10 protein-coding genes are annotated in these 12,669 nt (G+C 65.1%); 5 read left to right on the top strand and 5 right to left on the bottom strand.

All coding sequences use genetic code 11. The features are described 5' to 3' along the window. From QX121_RS27995 to QX121_RS27975, 5 genes are all read right to left on the bottom strand, one after another. On the bottom strand, nt 1-144 hold a 144-nt coding region (locus QX121_RS27995), incomplete at its 3' end, for a cytochrome ubiquinol oxidase subunit I (protein ID WP_315813578.1). A gap of 365 nt (nt 145-509) precedes the next feature. Continuing rightward, the gene (locus QX121_RS27990; RefSeq protein ID WP_315740553.1) at nt 510-1,121 is read right to left on the bottom strand and encodes a sigma-70 family RNA polymerase sigma factor; all 612 of its coding nucleotides are present in this window, start codon (nt 1,119-1,121) and stop codon (nt 510-512) included. Between the two features lie 231 nt (nt 1,122-1,352). After that, the gene (locus tag QX121_RS27985; protein ID WP_315797813.1) at nt 1,353-2,096 is read right to left on the bottom strand and encodes a response regulator; all 744 of its coding nucleotides are present in this window, start codon (nt 2,094-2,096) and stop codon (nt 1,353-1,355) included. Then, on the bottom strand, nt 2,093-3,838 hold the full coding sequence (locus tag QX121_RS27980) for a DUF3369 domain-containing protein (RefSeq protein ID WP_315740551.1): 1,746 nt from the start codon (nt 3,836-3,838) through the stop codon (nt 2,093-2,095). Before QX121_RS27980 ends, QX121_RS27985 begins: the two co-directional genes overlap by 4 nt. Then, nucleotides 3,808-5,793: an ATP-binding protein gene (locus tag QX121_RS27975; RefSeq protein ID WP_409998914.1), complete on the bottom strand. Its 1,986-nt coding sequence runs from the start codon at nt 5,791-5,793 to the stop codon at nt 3,808-3,810. Before QX121_RS27975 ends, QX121_RS27980 begins: the two co-directional genes overlap by 31 nt. A gap of 510 nt (nt 5,794-6,303) precedes the next feature. Between QX121_RS27975 and ugpB the strand changes: the two genes are divergently transcribed. The 5 genes from ugpB to QX121_RS27950 all read left to right on the top strand — a co-directional run bounded on the left by ugpB (nt 6,304) and on the right by QX121_RS27950 (nt 12,537). Then, nucleotides 6,304-7,629 carry a sn-glycerol-3-phosphate ABC transporter substrate-binding protein UgpB gene (gene ugpB, locus QX121_RS27970; protein WP_315813576.1) on the top strand — a complete coding sequence of 442 codons (1,326 nt, stop codon included), beginning with the start codon at nt 6,304-6,306 and terminating at the stop codon, nt 7,627-7,629. 2 nt (nt 7,630-7,631) lie between these two features. After that, nucleotides 7,632-8,582, top strand: coding sequence for an aminoglycoside 3'-phosphotransferase/choline kinase family protein (locus QX121_RS27965; RefSeq protein WP_315813575.1), 951 nt, complete (start codon nt 7,632-7,634; stop codon nt 8,580-8,582). Between the two features lie 224 nt (nt 8,583-8,806). After that, the gene (locus QX121_RS27960) at nt 8,807-10,429 is read left to right on the top strand and encodes an ABC transporter substrate-binding protein (RefSeq protein ID WP_315813574.1); all 1,623 of its coding nucleotides are present in this window, start codon (nt 8,807-8,809) and stop codon (nt 10,427-10,429) included. Nucleotides 10,430-10,624: 195 nt separating this feature from the next. Continuing rightward, on the top strand, nt 10,625-11,638 hold the full coding sequence (locus QX121_RS27955) for an ABC transporter permease (protein ID WP_315813573.1): 1,014 nt from the start codon (nt 10,625-10,627) through the stop codon (nt 11,636-11,638). Continuing rightward, the gene (locus tag QX121_RS27950) at nt 11,635-12,537 is read left to right on the top strand and encodes an ABC transporter permease (RefSeq protein WP_315813572.1); all 903 of its coding nucleotides are present in this window, start codon (nt 11,635-11,637) and stop codon (nt 12,535-12,537) included. Before QX121_RS27955 ends, QX121_RS27950 begins: the two co-directional genes overlap by 4 nt. Nucleotides 12,538-12,669 lie beyond the last annotated feature (132 nt).

Here is a 12,669-nt window from a genome sequence, read left to right as displayed (position 1 = left end):
GTCGCGGCCGGTCCACAGCCACAGCGCCTCGAGCACGGCGAGGTAGGACGCGAGCCCGATCGAGAAGGCGGGGAAGATGATGTGGAAGGTGACCGTGAAGGCGAACTGCGCGCGCGCCAGCTCAACCGCATCCAAACCGAACATCAGCACCGTCCGTCATTGCCACGGGGTTTGTAGCATCGCCCCATGACGGAAGATTGCACCGGCGCCGCGCGATATCAAATGGTCAAATCGCCCAAGGCGGCGCTGCAGGACCATAAATGACGAAGACCCGGCGGGGGCATCCGCCGGGTCTTCGGAGCAACCTTGGGAGGTGGAGGTTATCCTTGAATTTGCTCGCTCGAAACCGAGATCAGCTGGGGGACTGAGGCTCGGTCGATGGATAACGTTCTAGCGGCCGAAATTTTCCAGGTGATTTCGCCGATTGTTTCAATTGTTTCGTTCGGCGATTTTCGTGCGTCGTCTTTGGAACCCGTCGGGACATCAGCCCCGACGAGAATGAACCTTGGTCAGGCGGCGAGGCTGTGGACGCCGGCACAGCGCAGGAGCTCGGCGAGGTGCTTGCGGGCATAGAACATGCGCGTCTTCACCGTGCTCTGCGGAATGCCGATGATCTGCCCGACCTCCTCCACCGACTTCTCGTGGTAGTAGATCAGGGTGATGATCTCGCGATGGGCCGGCGACAGCTTGGCGACGCAGGCGCGCAGGATGGCGCTGGTGGTGGAGCGCTCGAGCGAGGTCTCCGGCGTGTCGGAGTCGTCGGCGATCTCGCGCACCTCGTCCTGGTCGATGTCCTCGAAGCGGCGCTGGCGCAGCGCGGTCAACGCCTTGAAGCGGGCGATCGACAGCAGCCAGGTCGAGACCTGCGAGCGGCCCTCGAACTGCCTGGCGGTGCGCCAGACGTCCAGGAACACCTGGCTGACGAGGTCCTCGGCGATCGTGGTGTCGCGGACGATGCGCAGGATGAAGCGATAGACCCGCACATTGTGGCGCGCATAAAGCGTGTGCATCGCGGTGCGATCGCCATCGGCAATGCTCTCCAGGAGCATGCCGTCCGTGGTCGCCTGGGCTGCGATGATGCCCTGGCTGGCTGCGGAATTGATGGCAACGACGTTCTGCATGGCACTCTCCCGTTCCGCCGCCCCCTTGCGGCGTTTCGACGGGAGGGATTGTTAAGGAGCGCCCGTTTCGGGACGTCTGCACGAAAACAGGAAAATGGTTTCGTGCGCCTGCGGAAATGTTTCGTCGCGGCGCACATCGCGAAACACTCGTGGCGGAATTGTGCCCAATTCCAAGATGCGGAACGGAATGTGGGTGCAGAGGCCGCTTCCGCCGCCGCCGACCGGCCGTCCTCAGGCCTTCTCGCCCGCCGGCGAGAACAGGTAGCCGCCGCCGCGGATGGTCCGGATCACCGCCGGCTTGGTCGGATCCGGCTCGATCTTGCGGCGGATCCGCATGATTCGCAGGTCCACGGCGCGGTCGAATGCCTCGGCATCGCGTGCATTCGCCAGCTCGAGCAGCCGTTCGCGCGACAGCACCCGCTTCGGGTTGGCAGCGAACACTTTGAGCAGGCCGAATTCGGACGCCGTCAGCGGGTGCTCGTTGCCCTCGTCATCCCGCAGCGCCTGGGCATCGAGATCGAGCCATTTGGTGCCGAACCGCACCAATTGCGGGTCCTTCGCCTGGGCGGGAGCGGAGTCCGTAGTGGCCGCCGCAGTCTTGGCCGGCCCACTGCGGCGCAGCACGGAGCGGATCCGGGCCATCAATTCGCGCAATTCGCACGGTTTCGCGACGTAATCGTCGGCCCCGAGCTCGAGCCCTACCACCCGGTCGATCGGGCTGGCGGTGGCGGTCAGCATGATCACCGGGATATTGGTGCGGCCCTTGAGATCGCGGATGATCGACAGGCCGTCCTCTTCGGGCATGTTGAGGTCGAGCACGACGAGATCTGCCGGGCCGGTCTCGATGGCGCTGCGCAGGCTCTTGCCGCCGTCGCACAGCGTCACCGCGAAGCCGTGCATCTTGAGGTAATCACCCACCATTTCGCGGGCAGGGGCCTCGTCGTCGACGATGATGATGTGCTGGCTCTGACTCATGACAATTCGGCCGCCGGCAGTGTGATCGTGAAGGTCGATCCGGATCCCGGCCCATCGCTCCTGGCCGTCACCTCGCCACCATGCATGTCGACGATGCGTTTGACAATCGACAGGCCGAGCCCGGTCGAGCTCTCGCCGGCGGTCGGCTTGGCCGACAGCCGCTGGAACCGGCCGAACAGGCGGCCGAGATCCTCCGGCGACAGCCCGGCGCCCTGGTCGGTGACGCCGATGATGGTGTTGTCGCCGTCATCGGCGGCATTCACGGTGATCCTGCCGCCGATCGGGCTGTACTTGATCGCGTTGCTCAGGAGGTTGTCGATCGCCTCGCGGATCCGGTCGATGTCGCACATGGTCGACAGATGCGGCGGCGCCGACACGGCAATGACCTGCTGCTTGTTGAGCGCGAGCGGCTGGTTGGCTTCGACCACCTCGTGGACCAGGGCTGCGATGTCGACCGGCTCACGGCGGATGGTGATGTCGAAGGCGTCAGCCATCGCATCCGAGATCAGGTGGTCGACCATCGAGGTCAGCCGCTTGGCGGCATCTCGGATATGTCCGACCTGGCTGGTGATGCCGTCGGCGGAGGCGCCGGTCGCGATCAGCTCGGTCAGCATCTCCGTGCGGCCGAGGATGACGCCCAGCGGATTTTTCAGGTCGTGGGCGACGGTGCCCAAAATCTCGTTCTTGAAGCCGTTGGCGCGCTGCAGCCGCAGCCATTGCGCCGACAGCCGCCGGTTGGCCTGCATCAGCGCGCGGGTGCGCTGGGCGACGCGGTCCTCGAGCTGGGTGTTGGCCTCATGCAGCTGCTGATAGAGGATCACGTTGTCGAAGGCGATCGACAGCCGGCTGGAGAAGATCTCGACCAGCGAGCGATCGGTCTCGGACAGCGGCCGCTCCGCCTGCAGCAGCACCACGACCTCGCGCCCCGAGCCGGTGCGGACATAGAGCACGGTGCGATGGTCGGCGAATTCGTTGCTGCGCTGCCTGAAGGCGGCCTCCACCATGTCGCGCAGATCCGGATCGAGCGAGCGCGAGGTGACGGCGCCGGAGAAGCGGCTGTAGCAGCCGGAGCCGGCCAGCACCGAAAAATCGTCTGTCTGGCTGCCGTCGTCGCGCAGCACCAGGATGCCTGCGCAATCCACGTTCAGCAGCGAAGCGATCTGGGTCAGCACGCCCTCGGCCAGCCGCTGCATCGACTTGAAGTCGTACAGCGTCGAGGCGGCGTCGATGATGATCTCGAGGCCGCGCCGGGTCTGCACCATGCGCTCGAGCTGCTGGTAGCTGCGCAGCGCCGCCGTCAGCGAGGTGAACAGCTTGTCGGCGGTGAGCTCGGTCTTGGCCTTGTAGTCGTTGATGTCGTACTGGACGATGACGCGCCGCTCCGGCGCCTGACCCGGCTGTCCGGTGCGGAGGATGATGCGGACGGTCTCGTTCTTGATCTCGTTGCGGATGTATTCGACGAGCTCGAGCCCGGCGACGTCGGTCTCCATGATGACGTCGAGCAGCACGGCCGCGATGTCGGTGTGCTCCCGCATCAGCGCGCGGCCTTCGGCCGCCGAATAGGCGGACAGGATTTCGAGCCCCTGGCCGTTCAGGCTGTAATCCGACAGCGCAAAGCGGGTGCCCTCGTGCACGGCATGGTCGTCGTCGATGACGGCAATCTTCCATTTCCGGGCCGAACCGTCATCCTCGTCGAAACCGGCATCCTCGATCAGTTGGAGGACATCGTCCTGTTCGGCCATTGCGTCGTTCCGTCGCCCATTGCTGTCTCGGCGCCGCCCTTGGCGACCCGCGGCATGATAATCCGAAAGGTGGTGCCTTGTCCCTCGCGGGATTCCAGCATCATGCGGCCGCCGAGCTGCTGCGTCACCAGATTGTAGACGATATGCAGCCCGAGCCCCGTTCCCCCTTCGTTGCGGCGTGTCGTGAAGAACGGATCGAAGGCCTGACGCTGGACGTCGGGGGTCATGCCGGCCCCGTTATCGGCGAAAATGATCTCGATGTCATCCGCGCCGCGCGGCCGCGCCGTAATCGAGATGGTGCCCGCGCGCCCGTCGACAAAGGCATGATTGACGGCGTTGAGGAACAGGTTGGTGAGGATCTGACCGTAGAACCCGGGATAGCCATCGATGAAAAGTCCCTCGGGGACGTCGACCGCAAGCGTGATCGGCGCGCGCTTGAGCACCGGCTTGAGGCTGGTGATGATCTGATCCGTCGCCTCGCTCAGGACGAAGGTCCGTCGCTCCGCATGGGAGCGGTCGACCGCGACCTGCTTGAACGATTGGATCAGCTCGCCGGCGCGCTGCAGATTGGCGACCAGCTGCTCGGATGCATCGCGCGAGGAGCGCACGAACTCCTCCAGCTGCGACCGGCGCAGGCCGCCTTCGGGCGACCGCAGTGCGGCCTCGAACATCTCGACCCGGCGCGCGAAGCTGGAGGCCACCGTCAGGCTGATGCCGATCGGGTTGTTCACCTCATGTGCGACGCCGGCGACGAGCCCGCCCAGCGCCGCCAGCCGCTCGGCATCGATCAGGTTGCGCTGCGCGGCGTTGAGTTCGAGCAGCGCGCTCTCGGCCTTTTCCTTCGCGGCGCGGAGCTCGTCCTCGGTCTTGCGCTTGGCGATTGCGTTCTCGCGGAAGGTCTCGACGGCGCGGGCCATCGCGCCGACCTCGTCGCGCGCCTCGGTGCCCTGGACCTCGCGGTCGTAGTCGCCCAGCATGATCGCGCGCATCGAGGCCATGATCTGCTGCAACGGCAGCCGGATCGACAAGGCGATCAGCACCCCGGCGGACAGGATGACCCCCAGGAAGATCACGGCGATCGAGAGGACGCGACGGGAGATGTCCTTCAACGTCCGGTCGAAGGTCGCCTGCGCCTTCTGCTCGTGCTGGCGCATCTTGACCGACAGGCCGTCGATGGCGCCGATGGTTTCGGCCTGGCTCGCATCGATGGTATTGCGCAGCAGTTCGGTGCGGTTGGTGAGCTGATCGGTGAGCTTGGAGAATCCTGCGCGCAGCGCCGCGGTCCGGGCCGACAGTCGCTGCAGCGCCAGCCGCTGCAGATCATTGTCCGCAAGACTCGACATCACCGGGATGGTCTTCTCGATCGTCTCCGTGTTGCGGCGCGCGTCGTCGGCGGAGGCGGGCGCGAGCGACAGATAGTAGGAATTGGCCGCGACCAGCATCGCGGTGAAGGCCTCGCGCGACTTGCCGAGCGAGGGCCAGATCTGCGCGTCGCGATGGCCGGTCGCGCCTTCGATCACCGAATAGAGCCCGGCGATGTCGCGGGCGGGGCCGAGAACCTCTTCCTCATAGGTCTTGGAGATCGTCGCCTGCAGACTGCGCAGCTCGCCGAAGCCGTCCAGGAAACGCACGGTGACGCGCTCCAGCTCCTCGACCGACCCCGACAGCATCGGGTCGGTCGAGGCGCGCGTCGTGAGCGTCCCGAGCACGGCCTCGCGCAGCAGCAGGATCTCGGCGAACAGCTCCGGGCTCGGCTGATTGATGTAGCGATGAATGAGGTTCTGCAGCCGGCTCGTCTCGCTTTCGAGCAGGGCCAGCACCTTGTCGGATTCGCGGACCTGGCGAACGTCGTCCCAAGCCGTGCCCAGCACCGTCGCGCCGTTCCAGATCAGCGCCGCCAGCACGATCACGACAGCCGAGTTGAGCGCGGCGATCGAGAGGATGCGCCAGCGGATCGGAACCGCCCGCAGCGCGCGAACGATCCGTGCCCGCCCCAGGACCGCCAGACTGAGCGGCCGCGCGACGGATTTCCGCTGCTCGGATCGCGCCACGATCGCTACCTCGGGCCGGTCGTGCGGAGCCTGCCTGCGTCCGCTCTGCCGCGCTCTGCCGCGCTTGTATGCTGCGGCGCAGCCAGTCGCGACGCCGAGCATGAAAGGGACGAGCGGTACCGCGCGCCCGCCTCAGCGCGCATCAGCACCGGCGTGACGTCCACTCTCGAGATCGACGAAAGATGGGCGCGGTACACAGGCAACACTCTTCCCCCTGATGATGAGGTCGGCCCGGACATGAAAAGGTTCAATGCACTCCCGAACAGGTGCTATAAGGCCATTCTGACGTCAAAGCGATACGCGTCAATGGTTTGTTGATAGTCTGTTGCAGCCTTGGGTTGTTCGGCCCCATTTTTGGTCCGATTGCGATCTCAGCCCGGGCAGATTCATTCATCGAATTGGAGTTGGCTCCCGTTGACGGTCCTCTTGCGTTCTGTTTCGTCTGCCATCCTGCTCTGGACGGTTGTTTGCGCAAGCACGGCCCAGGCCGCGACCGAGATCATGTGGTGGCATGCGATGTCGGGAGAGCTCGGCAGGCAGGTCGACAGACTGGCCGCCGACTTCAATGCGTCGCAGTCCGACTATCGCATCGTGCCGAGCTACAAGGGCAGCTATACCGAGACCGTGACGGCGGCCATCTTCGCGTTCCGCTCGCGCAGCCAGCCGGCCATCGTGCAGGTCAACGAGATCGCGACCGCGACGATGACGGCGGCGAAGGGCGCGATCTACCCCGTCTACGAGTTGATGCGCGACGAGCAGGAGAGCTTTTCGCCGTCGGCCTATCTGCCCGCGATCGCCGGCACCTATGCCGACGCCGACGGCAACATGCTGTCGTTTCCGTTCAACGCCTCCACGCCGATCCTCTACTACAACAAGGATCAGTTTCGCGCGGCCGGACTGGATCCGGGCGCGGCGCCGAAGACCTGGCCCGAGCTCGGCAAGGCTGCCCGGCGGCTGCGCGACAACGGCGTCGCCTGCGGCTTCACGACGTCGTGGCCGGCCTGGATCAACGTGGAGAATTTCTCGGCCTTCCACAATCTGCCGATCGCCACCCGCGCCAACGGCTTTGCCGGACTGGACGCCGTGCTGACGTTCAACAATCCGCAGGTCACGCGGCACATCGCCCAGCTCGCGGAATGGCAGAAGGGCAAGGTCTTCGACTATGGCGGCCGCGGCCAGGCAGCCGAGCCGCGTTTCCAGAAGGGCGAGTGCGGCATCTTCATCGGCTCCTCGGCGACGCGCGCCGACATCAAGGCGAATTCGAAGTTCGAGGTCGGCTACGGCATGATGCCGTACTGGCCTGACGTTGCGGGCGCGCCACAGAATTCGATCATCGGCGGCGCGACGCTGTGGGTGCTGCGTGACCGTCCCGCGGCCGAGTACAAGGGCGTCGCCAGGTTCTTCGCGTATCTGTCGCGGCCCGACGTTCAGGCCGCCTGGCACCAGAATACGGGCTATCTGCCGATTACGCAGGCGGCATTCGATCTGACGCGCGCGCAGGGCTTCTACGACCGCAATCCGGGAGCAGCGATCTCGATCGAGCAGGTGACGCTCAATCCTCCCACGGAAAATTCGCGCGGCCTGCGGCTGGGCTCGTTCGTGCTGATCCGTGATGCCATCGAGGACGAGATGGAGCAGGCCTTCAGCGGCCGCAAGCCGGCGCAGGCGGCGATCGATGCAGCCGTCGACCGCGGCAACCGTCTGCTGCGCCAGTTCGAGCGCGCGAGCCCGGATCGCTGAAAATGGCTTTGCCGCCGGTGGCCGATGGCGCGCAGCTCCGGCGCCTCCGTGCCGACGCGACGCGCTGGCTGCCGGCTGCACGCGATATTGCGCGCGACCATGGCTACGACGACGCGCGGCTGGTGCCGTTCGCGGCGGGCACCAATCTGGTTCTCGCGCTGAACGACGGACTGATCCTGAAAATCCTCCCGCCGTTTCATCGCGGCAAGTTTCAGTCCGAGCGGGCGGCCTTGCGCGTGCTCGCCGGTGGTGTCGGTGACGTCCGTACCCCCGACCTGCGACACGAGGGGGAGCGCGACGGCTGGTGCTATCTGATCATGACCAGGCTCGGCGGCATTCCTGCTTCGGATGTCTGGCGGCAACTACCGGAGCAGGACAAGCAGCTCTTGCTCAGGCAGGTCGGTCGTCTGATCGCCGCCGTGCAGCGGGTTCCGCCTGGCGAGCTGCTCGCGCTCGGTCCGCGCTGGTCGGATTTTTTGAGGATGCAGATGGCCGGATGTCATGCACGCCATCAGAGGCTCGGCTTGCCGCCGACGCTGCTCGCCGGGCTGGACGATCTCCTGCGCGAGGCCGCAGCACTGCTGCCGAAGGATCCGCCGCCGGTCATCCTGACCGGTGAATACATTCCGGAGAATTTCCTCGTCACGCGCAGCGGTGATAGCTGGCAGCTGAGCGGGCTGTTCGACTTCGGCGACGTCATGACTGGTCTTGGCGAATATGATCTGCTCGGGCCGAGTGCGTTCATGGCAGCGGGTCAGCCCGGGCGCGTGCGTGCCTTGTTCGATGGTTACGGATTTGCCCTGGAGGACATCAACTGGCAGCTGAAGCGACGGCTGCTCGCCTTGATGCTACTGCACCAGGCGAGCGATCCGCTCCGCCACATCTGCATTCCGGATTGGCCGGCCAAGGTCCGCGACTTCGACGAGCTGCAGGCGCTGATCTGGCCGGAGTGATCCCCAACCGGGGCGGCGGTCCAACAGGCGTTGCGTAAATCTGTCGCAGGCTATTTGATGTGATTATAAATGCAGCAAATATGCAGCTTTGTATGCAATAGGGGGCATCGAGCTGTGCCACTCGGTGAAGGCGCGTCGATATTTCAATAGCTTAGCTTTCGGCCGGGCTTGGCACGAAGCTTGCGATCACTGTTCCCGACAGTCGTTATTCTCGGGAGCATTTGATGAAGCGTCGCGATTTTCTGAAATCCGTGTCCGGTCTGGCTGCGGGGGCCGCGCTGCCAATGGCGCCGGCCATCATGTCTTCCGCCAAGGCCGATGCGCGGTCCGAGACGCTGCTGATCGTGTCCGAAGGCGGTCCCAACAACCTCGACATCCACGGCGTCGGCACCAACGTGCCGGGCTACGAGGTGTCCTGGAACTGCTATGATCGCCTGATCAGCCACGAGATGAAGAGCGGCCCCGGCGGGGTGCCGTACTATGACCGCGACAAGTTCAAGCCCGAGCTCGCCGAGGACATGACCATCGGCGACATGTCGGCGACCTTCAAGCTGCGCAAGAACGCCAAATTCCACGACGGCACGCCGGTCACGGCCAAGGACGTGAAGTGGTCGCTCGACCGCGCCGTCAGCGTCGGCGGCTTCCCGACCTTCCAGATGAGCGCCGGCTCGCTGACCAAGACCGAGCAGTTCGTCATCGTCGATGACCACACCGTGCGCGTCGACTTCCTGAAGAAGGACCGGCTGACGATCCCCGATCTCGCCGTCATCGTACCCTGCGTGGTCAACTCGGAGCTCGTGAAGAAGAACGCGACCGACAAAGACCCGTGGGGGCTCGAATATACCAAGCAGCAGACAGCAGGCTCCGGCGCCTACAAGGTGACGAAGTGGACCGCCGGTACCGAAGTGATCATGGAACGCAACGATGACTGGGTGTGCGGTCCGCTGCCGAAGATCAAGCGCGTGATCTGGCGCATGGTGCCGCAGGCCGGCAACCGCCGCGCGCTGCTCGAGCGTGGTGACGCCGACATCTCCTATGAGCTGCCGAACAAGGACTTCCAGGAGATGAAGTCGAACGGCAAGCACACCGTGATCTCGCTGCCGATCTCCAACGGCATCCAGTATATCGGCATGAACGTGACCAAGCCGCCGTTCGACAATCCCAAGGTTCGGCAGGCGCTCGCCTATGCGATGCCCTATCAGAAGATCATCGACGCCGTGATGTTCGGCCTTGCCAATCCGATGTTCGGTGCGCCGTCCGACAAGGCGACCGAGGTGGCGTGGCCGCAGCCGACGAAGTATCTCACCGACATGGAGAAGGCCAAGGCGCTGCTGGCCGAAGCCGGCTACCCCAACGGCTTCGAGACCACGATCTCGTTCGACCTCAATTTCGCGCAGGTCAACGAGCCGCTATGCGTGCTCGTGCAGGAGAGCCTCGCCCAGCTCGGCATCAAGACCACGATCAACAAGGTGCCCGGCGCCAACTGGCGCACCGAGCTGAACAAGAAGGAGATGCCGCTCTTCACCAACATCTTCTCGGGTTGGCTCGATTACCCCGAGTACTTTTTCTACTGGTGCTATCACGGCAACAATTCCGTGTTCAACACGATGAGCTACAAGTCGCCCGAGATGGACAAGCTCATCAACGGCGCGCGCGACGCCGCCGCGACTGGGGACAAGGCCACGTACGATGCCGACGTGAAGGGCTTCGTCGATCTCGCCTTCGCCGAGGTGCCGCGCATTCCGCTATATCAGCCGTTCGTCAACGTCGCGATGCAGAAGAACATCTCCGGCTATCAGTACTGGTTCCACCGCAGGCTCGACTATCGGGCTCTGGTGAAGGGGTGAGGACGTGGGTGACCTCGGTGGTGTGAGCCCAGCTCTCTCATTCCCTCCCCCCTTGTGGGGGAGGGGCAGGGAGGGGGGTAGCCGCACCCACTGTCGCCGCGGCTTACCCCCCTCCCCAACCCTCCTCCACAAGGGGGGAGGGAGCAGACTGCGCCGTGCTGTGGGATCTGGGCCAATTCGGGCGGGGGGCTGCCCATGCTGAGCCTTATCGCCAAGCGCCTCGCCTTCGCGATTCCCTCCCTGATCGGCGTCGTGATCGTCACCTTCCTGCTCACGCGTGCGCTGCCCGGCGATCCCGCGGCGTATTTCGCCGGCCCTGCGGCGACCAAAGAGGCCGTCGAGCAGATCCGTAAGAAGCTCGGCTTCGACAAGCCGCTGGTCGAGCAGTTCTTCCGCTACACCGTCGATCTCGCCCATGGCGATCTAGGGAGTTCGCTGACCACAGGGCAGCCGGTCGCCGGCGAGATCCGCAACCGCCTGCCGGCCTCGGCCGAGCTGACCTTGCTCGGCCTGTTGGTTTCGGTCGCGATCGCGCTGCCGCTCGGCGTGCTCGCGGCGACGCGGCCGGGGTCGTGGATCGACCATACCTGCCGCGTCGTCACGACAGCGGGCGTTTCGCTGCCGGTGTTCTTCACCGGGCTGGTGCTGGTGTACGTGTTCTATTTCCGGCTCGGCTGGTCACCGGCGCCGCTCGGCCGGCTCGACGTGTTTTATAGCGCGCCGGACCCCGTGACCGGCTTCTACCTCATCGATACGCTGATCGCGCGTGACGGTGAGGCGTTTCGCTCGGCGCTGAGTCAGCTGATCCTGCCCGCCGCCACGCTCGCGATCTTCTCGCTGGCGCCGATCGCGCGCATGACGCGCGCCTCGATGCTGTCGGTGCTGTCGTCGGAATTCGTGCGCACGGCGCGCGCCTCGGGCCTGTCGCCCGCGACGGTCACCGTGACCTATGCGTTCCGCAACGCCATGCTGCCGGTCATCACGACGCTGTCGATGGTGTTCTCCTTCCTGCTCGGCGCCAATGTGCTGGTGGAGAAGGTGTTTGCCTGGCCCGGCATCGGCTCCTACGCGGTCGAGGCGCTGATTGCCTCCGACTTCGCGCCGGTGCAGGGCTTCGTGCTGACGATGGCTGTGATGTACGTCGTCCTGAACCTCGTCATCGACATTCTCTATGGCGTCATCGATCCCCGTGTGAGGCTGGAAGGATGAGCACCGTCGCGCCGACCATTGAGCCTGCCACCGTTCCCTCGCGAATGTCGGGACTGTCAGCCCTGATCGGGCACACGCGCTATGTGCTGGCCGAGAACAAGGTCACGGGCTTCGCCTTCGGCCTCCTGGTCGTGATCCTGTTCGCCGCGGTCTTCGGTCCGTGGATCGTGCCGTATGATCCGCTCGCCAGCGACACGGCGTCGGCGCTGAAGCCGCCGTCGGCGGCGCACTGGTTCGGCACCGATCAGCTCGGCCGCGACATCTTCAGCCGCGTCGTCGTCGCGACCCGGCTCGACACATTCATCGCGGTCGCCTCGGTGGCGCTGGTGTTCTTCATGGGCGGACTTGCCGGCGTCGCCGCCGGCTTCTTCGGCGGCTGGACCGACCGCATCGTCGGACGCATCGCCGATACGATCATGGCGTTCCCGCTGTTCGTGCTGGCGATGGGCATCGTCGCCGCGCTCGGCAACACCGTGCAGAACATCATCATCGCCACGGCCATCGTGAACTTCCCGCTTTACGCGCGGGTCGCGCGCGCCGAGGCCAATATCCGCCGCAACGCCGGCTTCGTGCAGGCGGCACGGCTGTCGGGCAACAGCGAGCTGCGCATCCTGCTCGGCCACATCCTGCCCAACATCATGCCGATCATGATCGTGCAGATGTCGCTGACGATGGGCTACGCGATCCTCAATGCCGCAGGCCTCTCCTTCATCGGCCTCGGCGTGCGGCCGCCGACGGCGGAATGGGGCATCATGGTCGCCGAGGGTGCCTCCTTCATGGTGTCGGGCGAATGGTGGATCGCGCTGTTTCCGGGCCTTGCGCTGATGATCGCGGTATTCTGCTTCAACCTGCTCGGCGACGGTCTGCGCGACATCGTCGACCCGCAGCGCAGGACATAGCTGATGGGTGCGCCACAGCAACACTCCGTCATTGCCGGGCTTGACCCGGCAATCCATCCCTTGGAACAGGCCTTCCCTGGCTTGATGGATGCGCGGGTCAAGCCCGCGCATGACGGTCGTAACAAGCGGAGC

The organism is Bradyrhizobium sp. SZCCHNR2028 (assembly GCF_032380995.1).
Taxonomy (GTDB): Bacteria; Pseudomonadota; Alphaproteobacteria; order Rhizobiales; family Xanthobacteraceae; genus Bradyrhizobium.
Note: the sequence above shows the minus strand (reverse complement) of the source record. Positions and strands in the feature narration are given on the sequence as shown.